The organism is Flavobacterium notoginsengisoli (assembly GCF_014207905.1).
Taxonomy (GTDB): domain Bacteria; phylum Bacteroidota; class Bacteroidia; order Flavobacteriales; family Flavobacteriaceae; genus Flavobacterium; species Flavobacterium notoginsengisoli_A.
The window spans coordinates 142,298-167,805 of sequence record NZ_JACHLB010000006.1 but is presented as its reverse complement, the minus strand read 5'-3'; the positions used below and the strand labels follow the sequence as shown (position 1 = coordinate 167,805).

25 protein-coding genes are annotated in these 25,508 nt (G+C 29.6%); all 25 read right to left on the bottom strand.

Annotated features, from left to right (window positions below):
- Positions 1-14: 14 nt before the first annotated feature.
- The 25 genes from HNP35_RS18070 to HNP35_RS17950 all read right to left on the bottom strand — a co-directional run bounded on the left by HNP35_RS18070 (position 15) and on the right by HNP35_RS17950 (position 25,481).
- Positions 15-1,553, bottom strand: a complete 1,539-nt coding sequence (locus HNP35_RS18070) for a glycosyltransferase family 2 protein (RefSeq protein ID WP_184165380.1) — start codon at positions 1,551-1,553, stop codon at positions 15-17.
- Positions 1,553-2,713 carry a glycosyltransferase family 4 protein gene (locus tag HNP35_RS18065; RefSeq protein ID WP_184165383.1) on the bottom strand — a complete coding sequence of 387 codons (1,161 nt, stop codon included), beginning with the start codon at positions 2,711-2,713 and terminating at the stop codon, positions 1,553-1,555. The genes HNP35_RS18070 and HNP35_RS18065 overlap by 1 nt, the downstream gene beginning before the upstream one ends.
- A gap of 2 nt (positions 2,714-2,715) precedes the next feature.
- Entirely contained in the window at positions 2,716-3,597 is an 882-nt protein-coding gene (locus HNP35_RS18060; RefSeq protein WP_184165386.1) for a hypothetical protein, read from the bottom strand.
- Positions 3,597-5,030, bottom strand: coding sequence for an MBOAT family O-acyltransferase (locus HNP35_RS18055; RefSeq protein ID WP_184165389.1), 1,434 nt, complete (start codon positions 5,028-5,030; stop codon positions 3,597-3,599). Before HNP35_RS18055 ends, HNP35_RS18060 begins: the two co-directional genes overlap by 1 nt.
- A 3-nt stretch (positions 5,031-5,033) precedes the next feature.
- Complete coding sequence (locus tag HNP35_RS18050) at positions 5,034-5,996, bottom strand: hypothetical protein (RefSeq protein ID WP_184165392.1); 963 nt, start codon at positions 5,994-5,996, stop codon at positions 5,034-5,036.
- Positions 5,997-6,010: 14 nt separating this feature from the next.
- Entirely contained in the window at positions 6,011-7,438 is a 1,428-nt protein-coding gene (locus HNP35_RS18045) for an MBOAT family O-acyltransferase (protein WP_184165395.1), read from the bottom strand.
- A 20-nt stretch (positions 7,439-7,458) separates the two neighbouring features.
- Positions 7,459-8,853 carry a UDP-glycosyltransferase gene (locus tag HNP35_RS18040; RefSeq protein ID WP_184165397.1) on the bottom strand — a complete coding sequence of 465 codons (1,395 nt, stop codon included), beginning with the start codon at positions 8,851-8,853 and terminating at the stop codon, positions 7,459-7,461.
- Positions 8,853-9,974 carry a UDP-N-acetylglucosamine 2-epimerase gene (gene neuC, locus HNP35_RS18035; protein ID WP_184165400.1) on the bottom strand — a complete coding sequence of 374 codons (1,122 nt, stop codon included), beginning with the start codon at positions 9,972-9,974 and terminating at the stop codon, positions 8,853-8,855. Before neuC ends, HNP35_RS18040 begins: the two co-directional genes overlap by 1 nt.
- The gene (locus HNP35_RS18030) at positions 9,974-10,633 is read right to left on the bottom strand and encodes a TylF/MycF/NovP-related O-methyltransferase (RefSeq protein ID WP_184165403.1); all 660 of its coding nucleotides are present in this window, start codon (positions 10,631-10,633) and stop codon (positions 9,974-9,976) included. The genes neuC and HNP35_RS18030 overlap by 1 nt, the downstream gene beginning before the upstream one ends.
- Complete coding sequence (gene neuB / locus HNP35_RS18025; protein ID WP_184165406.1) at positions 10,633-11,673, bottom strand: N-acetylneuraminate synthase; 1,041 nt, start codon at positions 11,671-11,673, stop codon at positions 10,633-10,635. Before neuB ends, HNP35_RS18030 begins: the two co-directional genes overlap by 1 nt.
- A gap of 45 nt (positions 11,674-11,718) precedes the next feature.
- On the bottom strand, positions 11,719-12,516 hold the full coding sequence (locus HNP35_RS18020) for an SDR family oxidoreductase (protein WP_184165409.1): 798 nt from the start codon (positions 12,514-12,516) through the stop codon (positions 11,719-11,721).
- Positions 12,506-13,198 carry a cytidylyltransferase domain-containing protein gene (locus tag HNP35_RS18015; protein ID WP_184165411.1) on the bottom strand — a complete coding sequence of 231 codons (693 nt, stop codon included), beginning with the start codon at positions 13,196-13,198 and terminating at the stop codon, positions 12,506-12,508. The genes HNP35_RS18020 and HNP35_RS18015 overlap by 11 nt, the downstream gene beginning before the upstream one ends.
- Before the next feature lies 1 nt (position 13,199).
- On the bottom strand, positions 13,200-14,180 hold the full coding sequence (locus HNP35_RS18010) for a Gfo/Idh/MocA family protein (protein ID WP_184165415.1): 981 nt from the start codon (positions 14,178-14,180) through the stop codon (positions 13,200-13,202).
- A 98-nt stretch (positions 14,181-14,278) separates the two neighbouring features.
- The gene (locus HNP35_RS18005) at positions 14,279-15,373 is read right to left on the bottom strand and encodes a glycosyltransferase family 4 protein (RefSeq protein WP_184165417.1); all 1,095 of its coding nucleotides are present in this window, start codon (positions 15,371-15,373) and stop codon (positions 14,279-14,281) included.
- A gap of 6 nt (positions 15,374-15,379) precedes the next feature.
- Entirely contained in the window at positions 15,380-16,456 is a 1,077-nt protein-coding gene (locus HNP35_RS18000; RefSeq protein ID WP_184165420.1) for a glycosyltransferase family 2 protein, read from the bottom strand.
- A gap of 7 nt (positions 16,457-16,463) precedes the next feature.
- Positions 16,464-17,288 (bottom strand): glycosyltransferase family 2 protein, encoded by an 825-nt coding sequence (locus HNP35_RS17995; protein WP_184165423.1) that lies wholly within the window; start codon positions 17,286-17,288, stop codon positions 16,464-16,466.
- A 45-nt stretch (positions 17,289-17,333) separates the two neighbouring features.
- Entirely contained in the window at positions 17,334-18,152 is an 819-nt protein-coding gene (locus tag HNP35_RS17990; RefSeq protein ID WP_184165426.1) for a glycosyltransferase family 2 protein, read from the bottom strand.
- Positions 18,153-18,175: 23 nt separating this feature from the next.
- Complete coding sequence (locus HNP35_RS17985) at positions 18,176-19,036, bottom strand: glycosyltransferase (RefSeq protein WP_184165429.1); 861 nt, start codon at positions 19,034-19,036, stop codon at positions 18,176-18,178.
- Between the two features lie 81 nt (positions 19,037-19,117).
- Positions 19,118-19,957, bottom strand: coding sequence for a glycosyltransferase family 2 protein (locus HNP35_RS17980; protein ID WP_184165432.1), 840 nt, complete (start codon positions 19,955-19,957; stop codon positions 19,118-19,120).
- A gap of 25 nt (positions 19,958-19,982) precedes the next feature.
- Positions 19,983-20,921 carry a glycosyltransferase family 2 protein gene (locus HNP35_RS17975; RefSeq protein WP_184165434.1) on the bottom strand — a complete coding sequence of 313 codons (939 nt, stop codon included), beginning with the start codon at positions 20,919-20,921 and terminating at the stop codon, positions 19,983-19,985.
- On the bottom strand, positions 20,906-21,787 hold the full coding sequence (locus HNP35_RS17970) for an alpha-1,2-fucosyltransferase (RefSeq protein WP_184165438.1): 882 nt from the start codon (positions 21,785-21,787) through the stop codon (positions 20,906-20,908). Before HNP35_RS17970 ends, HNP35_RS17975 begins: the two co-directional genes overlap by 16 nt.
- On the bottom strand, positions 21,787-22,497 hold the full coding sequence (locus HNP35_RS17965; RefSeq protein WP_184165442.1) for an FkbM family methyltransferase: 711 nt from the start codon (positions 22,495-22,497) through the stop codon (positions 21,787-21,789). Before HNP35_RS17965 ends, HNP35_RS17970 begins: the two co-directional genes overlap by 1 nt.
- Complete coding sequence (locus HNP35_RS17960; RefSeq protein ID WP_221433471.1) at positions 22,497-23,030, bottom strand: acyltransferase; 534 nt, start codon at positions 23,028-23,030, stop codon at positions 22,497-22,499. The genes HNP35_RS17965 and HNP35_RS17960 overlap by 1 nt, the downstream gene beginning before the upstream one ends.
- Positions 23,014-24,279, bottom strand: coding sequence for an ABC transporter ATP-binding protein (locus tag HNP35_RS17955; RefSeq protein WP_184165444.1), 1,266 nt, complete (start codon positions 24,277-24,279; stop codon positions 23,014-23,016). The genes HNP35_RS17960 and HNP35_RS17955 overlap by 17 nt, the downstream gene beginning before the upstream one ends.
- Before the next feature lie 74 nt (positions 24,280-24,353).
- On the bottom strand, positions 24,354-25,481 hold the full coding sequence (locus HNP35_RS17950; RefSeq protein ID WP_184165447.1) for a glycosyltransferase family 4 protein: 1,128 nt from the start codon (positions 25,479-25,481) through the stop codon (positions 24,354-24,356).
- Positions 25,482-25,508 lie beyond the last annotated feature (27 nt).

Genomic DNA, 25,508 nt, shown 5'->3' with positions numbered 1-25,508 from the left:
TTATCTAAATAAAATTATTGCTTTAATTTTTCTGCCCAGAATAAACTCGACTCCCATTGCTTACGGAAGCTTGAAAGATATTTTATCGGATTTTTAATTTTTTGGTGTTTATAGAATTTAAAAAACAAAACCGTTTTATAACCATTTAACTGTTGTTTTTTTAAATTCGAAATCTTATACAACATAACTGTAGGCGAAGGTTTCGGCTGAATTGTATCTCTATGCCATGCCAAAACTGGTTTCGTTCTAAACCCTCCTACTGGCGCTTTTAAATGAACAATTTCAGGTTTTGGTGAGTAAATGATATTAAAACCAGCATTTCTTAGCTGTGCTCCAAAATCATTATCTTCACCATAGCCAAATTCAAAACTCATATTATAAAAAATTCCTTTTATATTTTTAGTTTTTACAATACTGCAACCGGAACCAAAACCATCCCATTGAATTATTTGTTCTTCTTTTTTATTCTCAGGATAATTAACTTCATAACATCCAAAGGTTACTTGTTCTACACCTTCTGTTTTTATGAAATCAAAAGCTTTTTCTAAAAAATCATCTTGAATTCTAATATCATCATCTGCCATAAAAACCCACTCGTTTTCAACTTTTTCTAAAGCCAAATTTCTTGCGTTGCAAGCTCCTGCCTGATTGATAAATTGATGTTTTATACAAAATGGCCAATTTTCGGTATTTATAAAATCGAGTTCAGAAATGCTATCGAGATCTGGATTTTGTTCAATTATAATAACATTTTTAGGCTGAAGAGTTTGTCTAGACAAATCTTTAAGGAAATCGTATAGATATTTTTTTCTTCCAATTGTTGGAATGATGATATCTATCTTTTTTTGGTCAATTATTTTTTTGCTTGATTGAAAAGTTATAGTATTTAACGCGTTTTCATTTATGCTTCTTTGCTTATAAAACAAACTAGCAAATAATGGAAAAACAGCTATTTTCTTTTCGTATAAAAATAAATTCAAAAACAATAAAAAGATCCATCGAGTCTTGTAATGGTGTTTTACAAAACGAAATAGCAAAAAGTAATCTATATTATGTTTTTGCACTTCTGTAGAAAAACCTTTAACTAATAGCGGTTCAGAATAACAAAACAAGCCATTTATCATTGCTAATTTTGCCATTGAATGCAAGAAATATTCAAAATCCAAATCGGCCTTAATCTCATTTTTTAAAGCCTTCAATACCGAAGCATGTATTCCACCTACATCACTACTCATCTTCCAAGTAGGATATGTAACATCTTTTTTAACATTTACAAAAAGAGATTCATCAATATAACCAATTGTATCAGGCAAAAAAGAATATTGCGACAAATTGTAAGATGCCATTATTCTCCTATTATGAAAAATTATCTCTAATTTATCAATATTTAAGTTTGATTTTAATTCTAAAAGGCACCAAACAATCAGATGTTCAGGATATTTTTCAGCTATTTCAAATAAGTTTTGCGCTATGCTTTTGTTCGCAAAGACATCAATTTCTTCTGAAAACTGAACCTCAACAATGGTATTATTTTGATGATAAACAATAATCATTACCTGATGCTATTTGAATTAATAATCTTAGAATAAAACATGATATTCTCTTTTGCAATTTTCTTTATATCAAATTTATCCTCAACTCTTAATCTTGCTTTTTTTCCGATTTCTAAAGCTAATTTTTTATTCTGTAAAAGTTCTATAATTCTATTCGCATAATCCATGTGATTTGTTGGATGAACCAAAAAGCCACTTTCCTGATCATTAATTAGTTCTTGCGCCCAGCCAATGTTTGTATTTACAATTGCCTTTTGCATAGCCATTGCTTCTATAGTAACCATTCCTAAAGTTTCTGCAAAACTTGGAAACACACAAACATTCGCCTCCTTAATATGTTGTTGAACTTCCTTGTAAGCTATCTGTCCTAAATAAGAAACGTTTTCCAAATCTTCAGGTTCGAAACTATTTTGCATTATTTTCCAAGTCGAATCTGAGCCTGTCTGAATATCAAAAGAATCACCTCCTATTAAAATTAATTTAGCATTTGGAATACTCTTTCGCACTTGATTAAAAATTGATGGTAATTCTAAAACACCTTTTTTTCTAATAAGTGTTCCAATGTACAAAATTGTATTTTCAATATATTGTTCAGGAAATTCATTTTTAAATAATGTCAAATCTATACCATTTGGGATAACTTTGGTTTCTATTTTCTGATTCTTAAAAAGCGTATTGGTCAATTTTCCAGCAAAATCTGTTGGCGCTATAAATGCTTTTGCATCTTGCAAAGCCAATTTTTCGAACCAAAAATTTTTCTTTCTTTGTTTACGTTTTTCTAAATGGCAGAAATAAGTATCACTTCCGTGAAAGCGAATTACTAAAGGTATTCTAAACTTCATGAAGGCCGTAATCCCAGTCCAGTCTGGAGCTTCAAGAATTTCAATTTTTTCTTTATTTATAACCGAATTACAATATTTCTCAATATGCTTTCTATGTAAATACCATCCAAAAAAAGAATGTTTTCTATTTTTAATGAGATGAATTTTAACTCCATTATCATCTATTATTTCCTGAGTAGATTGTCCATAAACAAAAACTGTAATATCATTTCCTTCCTTTTGCAATGCAATAGCCAGATTTTTTATACTCGTACCTATCCCTGCTGCATGTGCAACTTTAGGATGTGAATATTCTGGAGTTAGAAATGCTATATTCATTTTTATTTATTAAAAAAGTCTTTGATGATTTTTGCTGTAAAAATTTTTGCTCCAGCATCTGTCATGTGACCACAAGACGAGAAATATTTATCTTCGACAACTACGTTTTCATAATTGTATATTTCTGGATAGGCTTTTTTCACTTTGTCAAAATAATTCATTCCTGTAACATTTTCGCACATTGGCGTCATTACGGCAATAAAATTTATGTTGTTCGCTTTACAAATACTCTTAATTTCTTCATAGTATTTATTGTGGGGCAACGGATTTAAATTGACAATATTATTTTTCATATTGCCATTTTTGTGCTTTTCTAATGGGTAATAACCCAAATTGTCCTGTGAATTTGTTTTCTTATGAATCGCTGTAAAGAAAACTTCTCTTACACCTATTTTCCCATCGTATTTTATATATCTATAAAATGGAATATAGTACAGCTCGTTAAAATCACTTTCATTCTTAAAATGATCTTTTATAATTGTTGAATTATGAATAAAAGGAACAAAAAGAGATCCTATTCCTTCTGCCATTTTTTCATTTGATAAATTTAAATCTGCCTCTAGAATTACATTTTTGATTTCGTATTTTCTTTCTATCATTAATTTCAACATTAAGGAAGCTTCAAATAAATGCCCACCACTCATTCCGTAATTAAAGGTTTTTAGTCCTTTATCTTCAAACATTTGAGAAACAAAATGATTATTGGCTCTAGAAGACCCTAAAATAACTACATCATATTTTTTTGCTTCAGAGTTTACAACTGCTTCAATTTTTCCGCGATTTTTTGACTGCATAAAAATGTAAGTGTACAATCCGTCTAAGAGAAATGCAACTAAAACTGTTACCAGAAAAATTTTGAATATGTAGAATAAAAACTTTTTCATTAAAATTGGAAATAAATAAATTCTTTGTAATCTGAGTATGTTCCGAAAGCAATTATAGCCACAATAGCTAAAGCCATTTTCAGCATACTTCTTTTTCCTGAAATTGGTTCTACTTTAGTTCGATTATTCCATTCTACTAAAACAAATAAACCAATCATTAACAGTAATTCGTAATTATATCTTTCGTTTTCTAAATACTGAAATTCGAAGTTTCTATCTGTTATTATTCTTTTCAAATACAAAACGGCATCCGTAATTGTTCTGGCTCTAAAAAATATCCAGGCAATACATGTCAATAAAAAAGTAGTTAGAATACTAAATAATACTTTTATAGAATCTAGATTCCATTTTAAAACAACCGAATCTATATTGTTTCTATTACTGTTGGACAATAATAACGGAAGAAAATAAACAGCATTGATAAATCCCCAGATAATATAAGTCCAATTGGCGCCGTGCCAAAACCCGCTGACAATAAAGATGATAAAAGTGTTTCTAATTTTCATCCAAAGTCCGCCTTTGCTTCCGCCTAACGGAATATATAAATAATCTCTAAACCAAGAAGAAAGCGAAATGTGCCAACGACGCCAAAACTCCGCAATATCTCTTGAAAAATACGGGTAATTAAAGTTTCTCAATAAATCTAAACCGAACAATTTAGAAACTCCTAGCGCAATATCTGAATATCCTGAAAAGTCTCCATAAATCTGAAAAGCAAAATAAATTGCTCCTAAAATCAACGAAAAAGAATTCATTGAATTATAATGATCAAAAATAGCATTTGCATAAACCGCGCAAGTATCTGCAATAACCACTTTTTTTACTAATCCCCAAACAATTTGATAAACACCTTCTTTTGCTTTTTGTAAATCAAATTCGCGTTTAACTTTTAATTCAGGCAGCAAATGTGTTGCTCTTTCAATTGGTCCAGCGACTAAAAGAGGAAAATAGCTTACAAATAGAGAGTAGTCTACAAAGTTGTACTCCGCTTTTATTCTTTTATAATAAATATCAATTACATACGATAACCCGTGAAAAGTGTAGAAAGAAATTCCGACAGGAAGAATAACATTCAGTAAAAATGGACTTGTTTTGAACCCGAAAGAAGTGAGCATTTCTGCAAATGAACTAGCAAAAAAGTTATAGTATTTAAAGATTCCTAGAAAACCTAAGTTGACTAAAATACTGAGCCAAAACCAAAATTTTCGTTTTTTATCAGAATCACTTTTCTCAATTTGTATTCCGGTGAAATAATCTAAAAACGTAGAAAAAACCAATAGAAAAAGAAATCTCCAATCCCAGCAAGAATAGAAATAATAACTTGCAACAATAAGCAAAGCATTTTGTGTACTTTTATTTTTGTTGAAGACAAACCAATACAGAAAAAAAACGATTGGCAGAAAAATGGCAAATGCCAGAGAATTGAAAAACATGAATTAATTTAAGTGTTCATTAATTTTTAGTGAAACTTTTTTTGAGAACAAATTTGCTCCAGTTTCATTTAAGTGAAATGTATCATAATAGTATTCATCATGATTTGAAATATCGTCGTAAGCCATATCAATGAAGATAACATTTTTATATTTTTTCTGAATTGAATTTAACTCCTCAACTATTGTCTGTCTAGTCAGATCATAACTTTTGGTTAATCTCATCTTATTTTCAGGCATCCAGACAAATATAAGTTTTGAATCTTTATCTAATCTCGAAAAATAAAAATAAATCATTTTGTGTAAAATCCTTATTTCTCTCTCGTTTGGTGCTTTTGCTTTGAGTTGAGGTAATTTTTTTAAGTTATGGTAATCTATTTTAAAAACCCGATCTTGCGGACAATAGCCTTTAAATGTTGTTGCATTTTTTTTTGTTGCATTTGAAAAATTAGCCACAATTCCTTCTTCGAGCATCTTAAAACTCTGATTGTATTTCAATAAGGGCATAATCTTAAATAAATTAAATTTGTTTTCATATTTCCCTACTAATGAATTAATATCTTCATTGTACACAAAAGGATAAAATTGTGCTATATCTGGTATTTCTGTATTCTCACCAAAATGAGCCATATCAATATTTTGGATAACAATTTTAGGTTTCTTGTTTCTTTTAATGTAAATATCAAACTTATATTCCTGTAATTTATAACATCCTGCATTGAAACTTATATTGAAACAATCTCTTTTCAAATTGTCTCCAATAATTTGAGAATTATACCCCATTAGACTTCGCGAAGATCCATTTACAATGATATCACTATTTATTTTTCCATCGACAATATTTTTCCAATCGTTATACTCAGTATTCTTAAGATTTCGAAGACCATTATCTGCCAGATATTGAATTCCGAAAGAAACAATAAAAGTTATACTAATAATTCCGATAATATATTGGAGAAAAAATTTCATGCTAATAGAACTACTTAGAATTGAAAATAAATGAATTTACTCTGAATATCAAATTGTCCAAATAACAAAATAAATATAAGTGTTATAATGGCTTTAATTCCTGAATATCTATCAAATAAAGGGCATTCTTTTCTTCTGTTATTCCACTCAAGTAAAATGAAGTAAGGCAAGATAATGATAATAATGTAACTTAATTGTTCTTTCAAACTATCTAGGCTAAAGGTAAAGAGTGTAATTCTTTTAATGTATTCAATCGCCATATTTATACTTTCAGATCTAAAAAAGATCCACGCAATACAGGTAAGACCAAAAGTAAAAAGTATACTGCAAATCATTTTTAGAGAAGAAAAATTAAATGCAATAGATTTTTGTTCAATATTATTTCGGTTTGTTTTTCTTAAAAGTAATGGTAGGAAATAAAATGCATTTATTGCTCCCCAAATTATATAAGTCCAATTGGCTCCATGCCAAAATCCGCTTAGTAAGAAAATAATAAAAACATTTCTTATTTGCATTATTTTAGAACCTTTGCTCCCGCCTAAAGGGATATACACATAATCTCGAAACCAAGAAGATAGCGATATATGCCAACGACGCCAAAATTCTGCAATATCTCTTGAAAAGTATGGATAATTAAAGTTTTTTAATAAATCGATGCCGAATAATTTTGATACACCCAAAGCTATATCTGAATATCCCGAAAAATCTCCATAAATCTGAAAAGCAAAATATACAGATCCCATTACGAGAGAAAACGAGTCCATTGATGTATAATGATCAAATATATTGTTAGCATAAACAGCGCAATTATCTGCTATAACAACTTTTTTGAACAACCCCCAAATAATCTGTAAAAAACCTTCTTTCGCTTTCTCTAAATTAAATTCGCGTTTTATTTTTACTTGTGGCAATAAATGTGTTGCTCTTTCGATTGGTCCAGCAACCAATAAAGGAAAGTAACTAACAAACAATGAATAATCTACAAAATTATATTCTGCTTTAATCCTTTTCAAATAAATATCAATTACATACGATAATCCATGAAAAGTGTAAAAAGAAATTCCGACAGGCAAAATAACATTTAATAAAATCGGGCTTACCTTAAATCCAAAATATCCAAGCATTTCTGCAAATGAAGTTGCAAAAAAATCATAATATTTAAAAACACCTAAAAATCCTAAATTTACCGATACACTAAGCCAAAACCAGAATTTTCGCCTATTATTCGATTTACTTTTTTCAATTTGTATTCCAGTGAAATAATCTAAAAATGTAGAAAAAACTAACAAGAATAAAAACCTCCAATCCCAACAAGAATAGAAATAGTAGCTCGCAATAATTAGTAAGCCATTTTGTGTGCTTTTATTTTTATTGAAAACAAACCAATACAGAAAAAAAACGATTGGTAAAAAAAGACTAAATGCTACAGAATTAAAAAACATAAATCTTTTAATTTAACAAATTAACTTAAAATTTCTGTTATTGCTTCCCATATTCTGTCCGAAGAGTCTTCAGCTGGATGCTGATTAATAATTTTGAACCATTCTTGTGCATTTTCTACTATTTGATCAGATTGTTTCAATATTTGTTTTATTTGATCTGCAATTTCATCTGAAGAGTTTAACCAAACAACCGCATCTTTGTTCGGCATTGAACGAAAATGTACATATTTATAGATTTTTGAAACAGACCAATCTGCATCAATTTTGTTTTTCACATCGTAGTTTATATAAGCACAAGGTTTTTTAAAACAAGCAGCATCAAAAACCATTGAAGAACCCAGATTTACAACCATTTCAGAATGAAAAATTGTATTTGATAATAATTTTACATCTTCTTTAGTCGGCAAAATAGTATCCCAATCTTCGCCAATATTTTTCCATACTGGATCGATAGCTGTAATGAGATCTTTATTTTTTTGTAAAACAGCATTATAACGACCAGAAAAATCAACTGGACAACGTCTAAATATAATGCCTAACGAATTATTGTTCTCCTGATTCAATTTTCTAATCGCGTCTGCTGTATCAGACAGATATTGAGGATCATCTGGACAAGTAACAAAATCATCACCAGAATAACAGATATATTTTTTATTGAAATCTAAATCATATTCATTAAAGAACTGAATTTTATCCAGAATACTTTCTGAATCAAAATGGCTTTCAAATTGTGGCGTACCTACAACAAAAATTTGATTTTGATTTACATAAGAATAATATTTTAGAAGCTCAGATTTCATATGTTCGCTCCATACAAAATAATAATCTGTTTCTATAACCATAGTCGACTTTGGCAAATTATCCCAAGAAAAAATAAAAGTTCCAGTCGGTATTTTAAGTTCTTTTGCAGCTAAAATTGGTGCAATTGCTAATAATGGTCTTTGATTGGTACAGAAAACGAAATCAGGTTTATTATCTTGAAGAGCCTTTAAGCATTGCGAAAAAAAAGCTGTTTTTCTCTCGTTTTTCACTATTTTTTCTCGAACCTTTTTTAATCCTTTTTCAGAATTGTAAATCGTAATAAAAAATCTAGTCAAATAACTTTTTACAGCTATTTTTAATTTTTTATATGAAAATGGAAATCTATATCCATCGTATACCGAATCATTTTCTGCTTTAATATTCAGATTGAGCTCAATATGCTTTCGAGCATTTTTATAGCTCTCCGTTAAAGGGTATGATTTAGCATTTTTAATTTTAATTTCATTAAAACCTAAACTTTTCAAATCGAATGGAGTATTATTCCAATAGGTGATATCGAATTTCTTCTCTATTCCTAATTTATAAAAATTAGAAAATGCAAAATTGCGAAGCCCAACTCCGTCTGGCAATAAAATAAAAATTTTCTTAGGCATTAACTATCTCTAAATTGTTTTTGGTGATTGAGTTTCCAAATATCCGATTTCTGAAGACAACTAAGAAATAATTCAGCACTATTTCCTTTTCCGAAATCATCATCTGATTTTTTTACTTTATGAGAATCGATTATAGAAAGTGATTCCGTGATTTCTTTTTCAGAGTAATCCACATTTATGATATCTGCATGAACTGCTCTATTTTGCTGTCTTGTACCAATATTTATAATCGGAATGCCATAATACGGGGCTTCTCTAATTCCGGCACTACTATTTCCTATAATGAATTGGCTATTTTTCAATAGTGTTAGAAAATATTCAAATCGAAGTGAAGGAAAAATTCTAAAGCGTTCGTTTGATTTTAGTTTATCATAACTATCTAAAACAAATCGACTTCCTAAATCATTGTTTGGATAAATGACAATATAATTATGGTCGTCTTTTAGCAACGCATTAACAAAGTTTTCTGCATACTGTTTTATGTTATCAATTTCGGTAGTAACAGGATGAAACATAACTATAGAAAAGTTTTCAAAAGGAATTTTATAATATTCCTTTACAGTTTTCAAATCTGGCAGCTGATCTGAAAACATGATATCTATATCTGGCGAACCAATAGTAAACACCGATTCTTTTACTTCGCCCATCTGAATTAATCTCTTTGCAGCTTCTTCATTTGAAACAAAATGAATATGGCTTAACTTGCTTACACTATGTCTGATCAATTCGTCCACAGTTCCAGATACTTCACCTCCTTCTATATGAGTAACCAGAATATTATTTAATGACCCAACAATAGCACCTGCAAGAGTTTCTACCCGATCTCCATGCACCACTATCATATCAGGTTTTATAGTATTGCAGTAAGCAGAAAATCCTTCAATAGTTCTAGCCAGAGTCAAATCCATTGTAGTTTCGTGCGTATGATTTACGAAAGTGTGAATGTTTTTAAAATTACATCGCTCTATTTCTATTAGAGTATAACCATACTCTTCTTGCAAATGCATACCAGTAACAAAAACAAAAACCTCAAATTCTTTTTGTTTTTCAAGAATTGAGATTAATGATTTTATTTTTCCGAAATCGGCTCTAGTACCTGTTAAAAAAAGGATTTTTTTCATTATTTAATGATGTACGAAATAGCATGTGAAAAAGGCAATTTCTGTATTTTTGCATTGTTCTGAAAGAAATCATCTACTGCTTTATTTGTACCAGCAAAAGTACCATAATCGTCAAAGATAATGATTCCACCAATAGTTACTCTCTCATAAAGTCTTTCTAGAATATGCTTTACTGGTTGATACAAATCGACATCAATGTGCAAAAGTGAAATTTTTAGATGCGGATTTTTATCTAAGTATTCGTCTAAAGTTTTCAAAATGTCGCCCTTTACAAGATCAACATTTTTGTTTAGCCCTTGCTTCATTAAAAGTTCATTCATCTCTTCTAATGAAATGCTTTTACCTCCATTAGTTTCCTGAACGAATGCATTTCTTCTTTCTTTATCTCCTTCAAAATCTGCTTCAGGAAAATCTCCAAAAATATCAAATCCGATAACTTTTCTGCTATTTGTCTGTTCTAATAAATCGCGAAATTTTATCCATTTAAAGAAGGAATTTCCTTTAAAAATTCCAAGCTCAACTATTTCTCCACGAACATTTGAAGTTTGTTTAAAGAATTCCAGATGAGTAATAAATTTACTAAATCTTGAAGGGTCTGCTGTAGCATAAAACCCATTTTCATATTCAAACTTTTTATCTAAATCGTATAAGTTATCCATTACTTAAAATCTTTAAAATCTAATTGTTCATCATTATCAATATCTCTTAACGCAGTTTTGCCAAGTAAATCATTAAAACTTTCTGCTAAAATTTGACCAGTACCAGGACGTTTAACCCAAATGTTTTCTTTGCTTAAAATTTCTCCTTTTTTAATTGGAGCAATCGAACAAACTGTCGCGAACGCAAAATCAATAGTTACTTGCTCTTCCTGTGCAGGTTTTTTTGATCCGCCACGCATTTGCGCAATTTCTGCACTCGAAATAATTAATTCTTGACAAGCATTTTCATCCATACTACAAACAATATCCGGGCCTGTACGCTGCATATGATCTGTAAAATGTCTTTCTAAAATACTTGCTCCCAAAGCTACAGCTCCCAAACAGGCATTGTTATTTAAAGTATGATCGCTTAAACCAAAAACTTTATTTGGAAAAGCTTGATTTAATTCGACCATAGCTCCAAAACGAACTAAATGAATTGGAGTTGGGTATAAGTTTGTTGTGTGCAATAAAGCCACTGGAATATTATGTTTGTCAAATACAGCTACCGCTTTCTGAATACTTTCAATTGTATTCATTCCCGTGCTTAAGATAACAGGCTTTCCAAAAGAAGCAATATGTTCTAAAAGCGGGTAATTATTACATTCGCCTGACCCAATTTTGTAAGCTGGAATATCGAACTTTTTTAATCTTTCGGCTGCAGCGCGAGAAAAAGGTGTCGAAATAAAAATCATGCCTTTACTTTCTACATAATTTTTAAGTTCTAGCTCTTCTTCTTCATTTAATGAGCAACGTTCCATGATTTCATAAATCGAAACGTTTGCATTTCCTGGAATTACCTTTTTTGCCGCATCAGTCATTTCATCTTCTACGATATGCGTCTGGTGTTTTACAACCTCAACACCTGCTCTTTGAGCGGCATCTACCATTTCTTTAGCCACCTGAAGTGAGCCTTCATGATTAATTCCTATTTCAGCAATTACTAATGGTGGATAATCTGGACCAATTTTACGGCCTGCTATTTCGATATATGGATTCATAAAATGTCTTCTTCTAAATTATATTCTTTCTTTTATTTTCAAAAATTACCAAGCTGTCCATCCTCCATCAATAATCAAATTGTGTCCCACAACATGACTGCTCGATTCGCTTGCTAGATAAACAATTCCTCCACGAAGTTCAGACTTATCACTCATTCTACCAATCGGATTTAAATTTTTAAATCGTTCTAAAAACAATCCTTCATGGCCATTCCAAATACCTCCTGGCGTTAAACTATTTACTCTAACTCCTTCTTTTGCCCAAAGAGTTGCTAAATATTTTGTTAGTGCTACGACTCCGTGTTTACTAACACTATAAGCAACAGGTTGAGATATTCCCGTTCCAGGATATATATTATGATTCGGACTCACAACTCCGTAAAGTGAAGCAATATTAATTATTGAACCTGATTTTTGTTTTAACATTTGACTCCCCACTACCTGACAACCTAAAAAAGCTCCTGTTAGATTGACATTCATAATAGCATTCCAGTCTTCTAGAGGAAAATTTTCGAATGATGCGTCAAAGTTTTTAGATTTGCTTTGATTTGTAAATCCAGCATTATTTATCAAAATATCTATTTTTTTATATTTCTCTAAAATAAAATTCAAGACCTCTTCCCAGCTTTGTCTAGAAGTGACATCGCATTTTATAAAATCAATTTCACAATCTTCTTTTTTTAAAAATGCTGTAATTTCTTCAGCTCTCTCCAAATTAATATCTGCCAAAATTACCTTTGCACCATATTCACTTAAAGCAAGCGCGTGTTCTGTGGCAAGCAAGCCTGCTCCTCCTGTTACGAGTGCCACTTTGCCTGTTAAGTCAAATAAATTATTTTTCATTTAGTAAAAACTCTATTAATTTAAAATCTAATTCTGTGTCAATATCAACAGCTCTTTCTCTTGGCATTTCGCTTATCATGCACTTTGCTTCACTCCAATGCTGATAATTGTACAATGCTTCTTTTTTTATTACATAAGCCGCCGGCGTCAAGCTAAATACTTTTGGAGCGTCTTGTCTTCTAACAATGGGTTTAGCTGTTTTTTTAACCATTTCTGCAAAACCTGTTTCTTGGATTTCCATCATGTTAAAATATGGATTTCGTTCAGGTTCGTAACCAGTTATTACCACATCTATTTCTGGCGACTGCAATGCTAATTCTATGGCCTTATCAATATCTTCTGTAGTTTTCAAAGGTACAGTAACATCCATATCAACGATATAGGTAACTTTTTTTCCTGAGAGTTTTTCATACTCTTCAACTGCATTAATAAAAACTGGCCACTTACTAGCTGTATCTGTGGCTAGTTCTTTTGGTCTAACCAAAGTCTTTCCTATACCATTTTCTTTTGCGACATTTAATATCTCGTCACTATCAGACGAAACCACTAAATCGCTAATATATTTGCTTTTCTTTGCCGTATCTATGGTATAAACTATTAAAGGAATACCCTTAAGTGGTCTGATGTTTTTCCCTAAAACACCTTTTGAGCCTCCTCTACAGCATATTGTTCCTAATATCATATTAGTTTATTGAAATAAATTGTTTGTTTATTGAAGAGTTTTTGGCGGCAATTACCATTTTTAAACTGATTAATGCTTCTTCAAAAGTTGTTAGCCTATAATCAAAATTACTATCGTTTATGAAAGCTCTTACACTATCAATATAACGTTGATTTCTTTCGAAACCTGCATAAGAAAAAATTTCAGTTTCTTGATTATGACTAACCACCTTAACTTCAGACTTTGCTAAATCCCAAAAAAGGGTTCCTTTTTCACAAGTAATCATACAATTTCTAACCAATTCTTTTTGGTGGTAATCTAAATGGATTGTTGCTGTTGAATTATTTTCAAATTGAATTAGTACATCAGCAACATCTTCTGTTTCTATTTCTAAGTTTGGGTTATTTTGAAAAAAACAAGCAATAGTAGCTGGTTCTCCGATTAACCATCTCAGATAATCAAATTCATGCACCAGATCTAGCATTACTCCGCCACCTTTATCGATTTTGGCACTCATGCTTTTTTTATAATCTTGATCTGGTCTCCAATCTGGAAGATATTGTCCAACCAAGGCATTTATCGAAAATATCTTTCCTAATTTTTCCTCAGCAATTAGTTCTTTCACTTTCATCAATCCTGGGTCAAAATGCAAATCATATCCGACTACAATTCTTTTAGAATTTTCTAATAAAGCACTAACTTTCTCTATATTATCTAAATTGTTGCTAATGGGTTTTTCTAAATAAATATTAGCAACATTAGACTCTAATAAAAGCGTTAAATCTAGAATATGGTTTGATGTCGGGGTGCAGATAAAAGCATGCGAAATTAGATTTTCTTTCAGTGCTTTTTCTGTATTTGTATAAGTCGTAAAACCTTTAAACTCTAAAGGAATATTTTCAGAAGTACTTACTATGCTAATATTTTTTTCTCCTAAATGAATAAGATTTTTTAGGTGCCTTTTGCCAATAGAACCAAGGCCAATAATTAGAATATGATTCATTTTAAAAGGGCGTTTTCGGTTAAATCAAAAGTAAATAAATAAATTACTTTTTTTTAAATTTCGTTTTTTAATGTTCTAGAAATTCTTTTCCTTACTAATTACTGTATACTTCTTTTAGCATTTTCTATAATTTTATTCATTCCCAAATTCCAACTTTTGGAAGAATAGAGATCTTTTGGAAAAGAAACCGAAGGATTTTCCTTATTTCTTAAAAATTCTAAAATAGCGTTTTCCCACTCTTCTACAAAATTCGGATTTTCAATCAGTTTGCCTAATTTTCCATATTGCAAAACTTCCGGAACTCCTCCATTTGCAGAAGCAATACAATAACAACCGCAATGTAAAGCTTCGATTAAGCTTAAACCGAAACCTTCATGCCATAAAGTTGGAAACAAATAACAATCACTGGTTTGGTAATATTTTGGTAATTCGCTGTTTGGAATTCTGCCTAAGTATTCAACTCCAGAAATTGGATCTTTTGGTTCACATCCTATTACCCACAAAACAATATCCTGTCTCATTTCATATACTCTCTTCCATGCATCCAATAAAATGTGCAATCCTTTTTTGGGGCGATCTTGCGAACACCAAACAAAGATTTTTTTATCTGAAAGATTGCGTTCCTTTTTTAATATTTCTTTTTCATCTTTCGAAATAGCATAAAACTTAGAAGTATCTATTCCGTTATGTAAAACCGAAAAACGTGTAGGTAAAACAGTATATGTATTTTTATGCGCTAAATAAGAATCGTGCGTCAGTAGAATCATTTCATCTATAGTTTCGAAAAACCATCTTCCCCGAAAGTTTTCATAAAAAGGTGGGAAACCATGATAAAAAAATTGAATATGACAATTTTTACGCAAACCTTTATGAACCAGAAAAAGCTCTAATGGCTTTACAATTCCAAAATTATCTACAATTTGGATAATGTATTTCTCTTTTGTATTTATGATGTCTTCTAATGCTTTTAGATAAGCAAAATAAGGCTGTTTTAGAAACTTCTTTTTTAGTTTAGTTACTATATTATTAGAAATACATTCATAATTAACGGTTTCAAAAAAAGACTCTGGACTTTCGCAAATCAAATAGTCAATTTGATGATTAGATTTCAAGTAATTATAATACATAGAAGTCCAGCTACCTGTCTTAGAATAAGGGAGAGGGAATTGTGATAATAAAATTACTTTAGCCATTAATTTTTATTTTTTAATTTTAAAACTTATGCTTTTCAAATCATTGCTGATCTTATAAGTATAGGCATATTGATGATAGAAAGAAATTATATGCAAAAGCAACTTATCATTAATTTCTTTTAAGGTGTAATAGTTGGGAACTTTTTTTCCCACTCTTTTTTTCAATTTATATTTTAATGAAGATTGAAAATCATCTTCAACAAATCGAACAGACAAAATTCCATTTTGAAATTTAGGCAGCTCTACAAATAAAAAATGATCAATTATTTCTGATTTATTATTTAAAATTAGTTCATTTTTAAAAAGATCTAATTCATTAAATTCAGCTTCAGAATTTATTGTTCCCCATTTTGATAAGTTTGCGCAGGGTTCATTATTTTTTAAATTATACTGTAGATGCCGATTATTGATTTCGACAATTTTGCTTAACTGCAATTCTAAATTCAATTCTTTAGTTTCTCTTCCTCTGTAATTTTTATGCCATTGATGAAGCATCATTAATTTTGAATTATAAAATTCAATTTCACATCCATGTTTTTTCAAACGGTTGTGAATATCTGTATCTTCAGAGCCCCAAAAATGGAAAAACTCATCAAATCCTTGAAGTTCTTTTATCTTTTTTGTTGGAAAAAGTGACATTCCTGTTGCTTCTTCACTGGCAAGAAAGTTCACTTTATAGTCCTCAAATTTTAGCTGTTTCAGGCTTTCTTCATTTGACAAAAATCCTACCTGAAAATATAAAACTTTTTCAGGATTTAGTTTTTCTTCCAGTATGTTGCTAAATTCAGGATGAAAAATAATATCTATATCTGCATTGAAACAATATTCTGATTCTGTTTTTTTTATGGCATAGTTTAAAGCTTTGCATTTATTCCAAGGTTGGTATCTTGTAAAAACATATTCATATTTTACAAAATCGTATCTTAAAATAAGTTCTTTAACTTGAGTTGCCAAATCCAAATCTGAGCCATAATCAATAAAAACAACTTCAAAGTTTTTTTTCGATTGTTGCTGTAACGAGTCTAATGATCGCTTAACACGTTCTAGATCTCTGTTTCGGTAAGTATATAAAATCGTAATCAAAACTTACTTATTTCTTTTTGGGGATGAATACTAAAATAATCCTGAAAATGATTGATACAACTTTTCTCCAAAATACCGATTTTTCAATTTGAAGTAATTCTTGCGAACGATTGGATGAATAAGCCAGTAATTGTTTATAATCTTCAACAAAAAAAGGAAAATACTTATTTAATGTGTCTTCTCTTTCTTTTTTAAATATTTGTTTATAATTAGAGCTTCCTGACACTCCTCTTGTATCATATATTGCAACTATTAAATCTATTTTCTTTATTTTAACCTTATGAATATAAATGGCATAAATAAAGAATTCCCAATCCGAAGCAATCTTAAAATCTTCATTATATAAAAAGATAGCATCAAACAAAGATCTCTTAATTATACAAGATTGCTGACAAATAGTTTGCTTATAAAAATATGAAAAATTTAATTTTTCTGGATGAATCTGCACTCTCTCCATATTAGTATCTTCATTTCTAAGCAATACATCGCCATATATTATTTCATCATCAACGGAGATAGTTTTAGCAATATTTTCTAAAATATTTTCATTATAGAATAAATCGCCACTATTCATAAAGATTACAAAATCACCTTTTGCAACTTTGATACCCTTATTCATGGCATTATATATTCCGTTGTCTTTTTCGCTTACAGTATAAGTAAAGTGATTTCTATAATCCTCTATTACTTCTTTACTGCCATCACCACTTCCTCCATCAATAACAATGTATTCAAAATCAGTGTAGGACTGGTTAATAACACTCTCTATAGTTTTTTGTAAACCTGAAGCATTATTAAAATTTATTGTTATTACCGAAATTTTACAATTCATAAAATTTTATTTGTTGCAAAAAACTACTTTAAATCTATAAAATAATTATAAAAAATATCTAATGAAGTAACCTAAATTGCATTTAAGAAATATATCTGCTAGCTTATTCTTTTTATATAGCCAATCTGGATTTCCCCATTTATTATGATATTTAAGAAATCCGCTAAGGCTCTTTTCATTATTAAAAACCCATTCGTGTTCTTTTTTATGTAGGTATAAAGGTATTTTATATTTATGTAAAAATTCTTTTTTATCCTGTTCACTTTTCTCTGTAGAGCGTTTCTCTAAGTGTTCAACTTTAGAATTAAAAACAATGGCATGTTTGATATTTTTGCTTTTTAAAGTCATCGCATAATCATTGTCTGCATAATAAAAATCAAAAGTTTCATCGAGTAAACCTATTTTGTTAAAAATCTTTTTATTTACAACTAAACACCAACCCATAATATGAGTTCTAACTTTGTAGCCAATTTCAAAAAGATCTAAAGAATTGTATTGGGAATTTCCCGCTGGAGAAAATGACAAAATAGAATTATTGATTTCTGCGACTTTTAAGATTTCAGAAAACCAATTTTCATGAAAAATCAGGTCGTTATTACATAATGCGATGTAATCTCCTGTAGATTCTTTAATTCCAATATTTAAATATTTATGGAAATTAAAATCTGAATCTGGAACAATGACATTTACAAATTCGGGATATTTATAATTGGATTGAAAATATTCTTTATTTGACTCAATTGCTATAATTTCAAAGACAATATTAGATTCTGACTCTCTTAATGAATTTAAGCATTTCAAAGTCATATTGTATAACTCTTGAGAGTTTGTCAACGTTAAAAAAACTACAGATAATTTTATCATTTCGACATTATAATCAATTTTACTTACCTACTTTTAAAAGTAAGTCGGACCAATTTTTTCAAAAATTTATAATAAACCAATGAATATATTTTGAATGGCAACAAACTTATCCAAATTGAAATTGCATTTTTTTTCAAATTATAATTCAAAGCATGATTGACATATTTGACTCCATTTTCAAATTCTAAACTTTTTAAATCCTGAATAGAGAAATCACCGATTACCAAAGGCAGGATATTTTTATAAATCTTATGAACTTTAAAAGTAGAATCTACCCAATCTTTATTGATTGTTCCTATTGAGAAATGCTCAACCAAAATTTTATTGGTCACCATCACTTTATATCCGTTTTTTCTATATTCAAAGGAAATGTTCAAATCGTAATTATGAAAACCTTTCATTTTTGAATTGAATTGGATATTAGCGTCTTTTCTCATCATCATAAAAACACCATCGATCGCAGCAACTTCAATCCATGAATTGTTTTCAAAACCGTAATCCCATTTTTCTACGAGCTTATTTGAATGTTGTATAAGATGGATTGCTTTTTTTTCTTGCGGACTATTCCACCACCCAGAAGGCATTTTTGTTTTTATAAGAGATCCTGCAACTCCGATTAAGCCAATTTCTTTATTTTCTCTAAAAGTTTCAACTAATAGTTCTCCCCAATTACTAGAGTGAATTAAAATATCGTCATGCAAAAAGCAAACAAAATCGTACCGGCTTTTTTTTAAACCAAAATTATAAGCTTCAAAGATTGAATATTGATTAGCAGAATTATCAATGACAATTAATTCGTATTCGCAGCCAACAGTCGTCTGAATATTTTCATTCAAATTATGAGAAATATCTTTTGATCTTGAACAAATAATTAACGATATCATTCTAACTACTTAGATTAAGAAATTTATTTTTTAGCGTTGTATTTAACAATTTAAAATGTCTCTTGAAAAGCTTATAAACTATTATCCTTTAAATTTTCTGAAGAAAGTAAAGCCGAAGAAAGTTTTACAAAAAAGGTCTATAACATACTTTTTGCTTTTTATATTCGAAGAATATTCTTTTTTAAGAGAAATCAGTTCGCTATTATTTCTCATAAAAGAGCCATAAGTATTGACGAAAAACTCTGCATGTTTTAAGCTTATATATTTATGCATTTCTTCCTGTTTTTCTGATTTTAACAATGTAATCATAGAAGAATCTTTTGTTCGATAATAAAATAGGACTAAGTCTATTCTTTTCACTTCACCTCCATTTTTTAACAAGGAAATCCAAAAATCCCAATCTTCTAATCCGTAAATCATTTTTTCATCATAAAACCCAACTTTTTCCCCATCTATTCTTTTAAAAAATGCGGAACAGAATATTAAATTATTATCTGCAAGATTTTTTAAATTGAATGGTGGTAAAATCCATTCTCTTTCATATTTCCCAAATTTTTCTGCTCTACAATAAACTACTTTTAGATTTGAATCTTGCTGAAAAACTTCAATAGCTTTTGTACAATAATCTTTTCCAATTTTATCGTCTGCGTCCAAAGGAAGAATAAATTCGCCATTAGTATTAGCGATTCCAGTATTTCTAGCAGCACTTAAACCTGCATTTTCCTTTGCACTATATTTGAACCTGCCGTCTTTATTAAGCCATTGTTGTGCAACAATTTCTGTATTGTCTGAACTGCCGTCATTTACTATGATACATTCCCAATTATAATAAGTTTGATCCAAAACCGATTGCAGGCATTCATCCAGATATTCTGCCTGGTTGTAACATGGGACAATTATAGATATTAAGGGAGGTGTCATTTTGGTAAGTATTTAAAAATATTTTTTAAATATTTAGTGTGTAAATCAATAATCTCTTAGTTGCTTTTGTTGGTAAGAAAGAATTAAAAAAAAGATAAATATATTGTAAACTGGATTTTGATATGTATTTACTATTCTTTTCGATCCATATAGCTAATTCTTGTTGAGTAAATAGATTTTTCTTGTAGATTTTATTGAACTTTAATTTTAATTCTTTTTCTATTTGTTTCTTGTAATTTGGATAAAGCTTTAATAAATCAAAAAAAGCATCTGGTATCTTATTGAGAGCAATTTTGTCACTTGAAGTTATTGAATTATTGTGAATTCTGTATTTTGTTAAAACATAAGTTGAAGAGTAAAAAACACAGTTATTCATTAACAATTTTAACCAAAGATGATAGTCCTCTACATTTTGAATTTCAGGTTTCTCCGAAAATCCCCCCACCTCTCTTACTTTTTCTATTTCAACCAAAACTGACAATATAGGTATTCTATTTCTTTGCAAAAAAAAACCTAAGCTTTTTATATCATAAAAGAGACCTCCTGGAACATTCATTTTTTCTTTAACATCAAATATCTCGTCATTTTTAAAGACATACGAGTCACTAAATACTAAATTTGCATTGTTTTCCTGAATTTCTTGAATTTGAATAATCAGCTTATTAGTTAACCAAATATCATCTGCATCTAAAAAAGCAAGGTATTCACCAGAAGACTTTGAAATTCCATAATTTCTAGCTTTTCCCTGTTTTCCATTTTCTTGATAGAAGTAATAAATTCTTTCGTCAATACTCGAATAATAATTTGCAATTTGTGCCGTATTATCAGTTGATCCATCATCTATTATAATTAATTCCCAGTGAACATATTCCTGAGAAATTACAGATTTTATGGCACTGTCGATGTATTGTTCTGCATTAAATGCAGGCATTATTACAGATACTTTTTTTATATTATTATCCATTCTTCTGGTATCATCGACTTAATATCTATTTCTTTTGCTTTAAACCATTTTTTCGGAGCAATAACTATTTTATTTTTGTTATCGTTCAACCAAGCGGCCCACCAACTAAAAGAACTATTTGCAATTATATTATGAGAACAAATACTCATTAAAAACATATCTTGCCAGCTATTTTCTTCTTTGTTATGATTTATATAAATTTTAGGAAAATTCAAGTTCTCAAAATTTTGTTTTACCCATTCAGGATCATCTGAAAAAAAGACTAAAGTGGGTTTTTGAATCTTAGAAGCTATCAGAAGTATAGCTTGTTCATAATATTGAATATCACATAATCCGTGAAATTGATTTGTAATTGTATCAGTTACATAATCACCTCTTCGAATGTGAACCGCAATAGTGTTTTGTTGTTTAAATATATGAATTAAATTTTTGTTTTCTTGAGAAAGTTTGTCAATAGAAAAACTAAAAAGCGTTTTCACATATTCTTCAAATCCTGCAAAATATTTATAACTTTGGAAATATCCTGTAAAAAATACTGGTGCTTTCAAGGCTAACAGTTCTGAAGAATATTCAAATGTTTCTTCTTCCTTTTTCTTTGGAAAGTTTAATTTAAGTTTTCGTTTTATCCGATTAAGCAATGATAAATTATTGAATAATGAAATATCCGATTCTTTTACAAATTCATAATGATTTTCAAAAATAGAAAGTTCAAAATTTCGTGGTGTAAAACCTTTTCTTTTATCCGTAATGCGATAAGCGCTATCTTCAATAACAATTTTTGTTTTGTTTTGTTTAGCCATAATAGAACCAAATGCATATTGGAACATTTGATTCCCTAGACCACCTTGAAGTTTAATTAAAATCATTACCTCTCCCAAATTTCTTTCTTTACGAAAATTGTATTAATATTTGTATCTGCATAGAGTAAATATCCTTTATCTACGATGTAATTAATTAGTTCAATGTTCTTAACACCATTACCAGTAGTAGAAAATGAAATCGTTTCTAAACAGATTACTAAAGGAAAATTTTTCTCAAAGTCTATTTGTTTAATTACAATTTCATCAACTCCTTCAGCATCTACACTTAAAAATTCAGGAAATTTATCCAATTTAATGATGTCAAGAATTTCAGAAAGTGTCAAAACTTCAATTTTTTTTACTTCTTTAATTTTGTAATTCCCTTCTTTACTGTATTTTTCTGCTTCTGTTTTAGAAAAAGTATTTAATGTCGGAGATGATATAATGTAAAAATCTAGAACTCCATTTATATCTCCCACACCAACGTTTAAATTTAAATCTTCATCTCGATTTGTAATAAAATTTTTGAACAATTCTGGATCTGGCTCAATGTTTATACCCCTAGATCCATTTTGATAAAATAATGCTGTGTTACTTAAATAATATGGATGATGTGCTCCAATGTCTAAATAACTTGGGTTTTGAATGTTTAAATTGTCGAAAATAAACTTTATAATTAAGTCCTCACCAGATTGTGAATATGAAAATTTCTTAAATTTATTTTTATCTGAAGTTTTAAATAAAAAACTTATAATTTTTTTGAAAAGTCTTTTCATTAGTTAAGTCTTGATGAAATTCTCTTAGCCGGAACACCTCCGACAATATCATATGGGGCCACATCCTTGTTTACTATAGAATTAGCAGCTATGACTGCACCTTTACCAATCCTTACATTATCTGTAATAGTACAATTTGCTCCAATCCAAACATCATCTTCAATTATTATAGGTCCATTACTAAAACTTCCAGCCTTAATCATTGGAAGTTCTAATCTTTTATATTCATGATTTCCTGAAGCGAATACACAATGTGGAGCAATCATTACGTCATTACCAATTGTTATCCCATAATGAGAAACAAAAAACACAGAAAACGGCCCTATTTGTGTATTTTTTCCGATTTTCAAAATAGCATCTGGAGCACGAACTATAACATATTCGCAAATTAGTGATGTTTTATCAAGTAGAACATTACACTTATTGTAAATTAAAGCTGTAGGATGTATATGATATGATGATATACTTTTTAGTTCTTTTTGTTTATAAGAAAGATAACAGCTTTTAAGCTTTTGTTTAATTCTTTTCAACATAAATTTTCATTTGATTGCTAATTAGCCCTCCTTTATTATTTACAACAGATTCACCTTGTTCGCTTATAACGTCTGAAATCACTAAAAACATTTCGGCATCGATATATTCAATTGATTCCTGTCCCCTTGAAACTCCAATCAATATTTTATATCTACCTGGGTTGAATTTAATTGTCTCTTCTAAAAAAAATGCTTCATAATTTCCTACATCTAAAGTTTGTGGTAAAGACCATGAACTTGAAATTGCAGTTTCATGAATATCTGTAATACCAATTGCAACTATTAAATTAGTGATTTTTTCATTAACAATAAAGTTCAGTCTGATTCTCCAAGGTTTTCCAACAGGAATTTCGTTCATTAGATTTCCATCTAAATCTTCTATTTTCAAACTTTTAGAATATACTATTTTACTTTGGGATGCGGTTGTATCAAAATAATATTCTGCATTACTATTTTCAGATTCTTCTAAATATTGTTGAATGATATCTTGAGTTCTACCTTGAGCAATGAATTTTCCGTTTCTTAGTAAAATACATTTAGTACATAATTTTTGAACAGCTGCCATATTATGGCTAACGAACAAAACTGTTCTCCCTCCTTGTTTAGAAACATCCTGCATTTTCCCAATTGCCTTTTTTTGAAAATCGGCATCACCAACTGCTAAAACCTCATCTACAACCAAAATTTCAGGCTCTAAAAATGCCGCCACAGCAAAAGCCAAACGTACAGTCATTCCAGAACTATATCTTTTTACAGGAGTGTCTATATAACGTTCGCAGCCAGAAAACTCAATAATTTCGTCTAGCTTTGAGTTGATTTCTTTTTTGGTCATTCCTAAAATAGCTCCGTTAAGAAAAATATTTTCACGACCAGTCATTTCTCCATTAAATCCAGTTCCAACTTCTAATAAAGAAGCAATTCGTCCACGAGATTTTACACTTCCAGTTGTTGGCGCGGTAACTTTTGAGAGTATCTTCAAAAGAGTAGATTTTCCTGCACCATTTTTCCCAATGATTCCTAACACTTCTCCTCGTTCTACCTCAAAATTTATATCCTGCAATGCCCAAACGTAATCTGAATTTCCTTTTACTGTACGATCATTTGTCTCTCCAATCTTCAAATATGGATTTTCCTTCCCTCTTATTCTATGCCACCAACGATTTAAGTCATGACTCAGAGTACCTGTTCCGACCTGTCCTAAACGATATTGCTTAGAAATATTTTCAGCTTTTAAAATAATATCTTTCAAATTAGAAATTGTTAAAAGTAGTTATATTCATGTACAATAATTTTAATTCTTTAATGACTTCCAAAGCTGTATTTTCAATAACTGTTACAAGCTTTTTCATATACCTTGATGCATTTCAAAGCAGCATTTTCCCAAGTAAATTTTTTTGCCTGCTCGATACCCTTCTGTGAAAAATCATTTCGAAGAGTTTCATCATTAATAATATTAGCAATTTTACTTTCCAAATCTGTTGGATTATTTAATTCAAAATAAATTCCAGCTTCACCTGCAACTTCAGGAAAAGAACTATGATTTGCCAATATTACGGGACATCCGCAAGCCATTGATTCTAAAACTGGTATTCCGAAACCTTCGTAAATAGAAGGAAAAACAAAACATTTTGCATTTTTATAAAAAAATCCTAATTCATTATCTTCAAAAGCTTTAAAAACTACTTTATCTGTTAATCCTAGCTCCGAAATTAATTCATTTTCCAAACGATTAAAACTACCACCTCCTGCGCAAACTAAATAAAGATCTTCTTCTTCAATTAACAATTTGGAAATTGATTGAATAAAAAAAACAAAATTCTTATAAATCTGTCTAGTTCCAACAAATAAGATATATTTTTCAGGCAGATCAATTCGAGTATCTTCTTTTATTTTGATGGAGGTGCCATGATAAATTACATCTATTTTAGCTTCGTTAATGTGTGGATAGAGTTTTAAAATATCTTTTTTAGTGTTTTCTGATACTGCTATTATTCGATTAGCTTTTTCTATTAAGAGCCGTTTATTTTTAGTTAAACTCTCAGAATCTGAAAAGTACTGGGGAAAAAGCTCATGAATCATATCATAAACTGTCAGAACAAAAGGTTTATTTTCAATATAATTTAGAAAATTTGTATCATAATAAGTTGGTACAAATAGATTATAATCTTGTTGAGCCAATATTTTCTTTAATCTACTCTTTCCGATATTATAAACTTTTAGTCTTTTATCTAACTTAGCTTTTTTTAATAATTTGATTAAAAACTTAAATAATTTTTGCTGAAATGAATTGAGCTCACTATTCTCAAAATAAACATTTATAGAATTATTTAGAGGCGTAATAATCTTATGTTTTCTTTCTCTCAAGATTATTTCAAAAACTTCAGTATAATACCTAGAGATACCACCATATCTCTGCATATTATATATCTGCGGATCAAGTACAATTTTCATTATTAATTGCTTTTTTTTGATAACTAA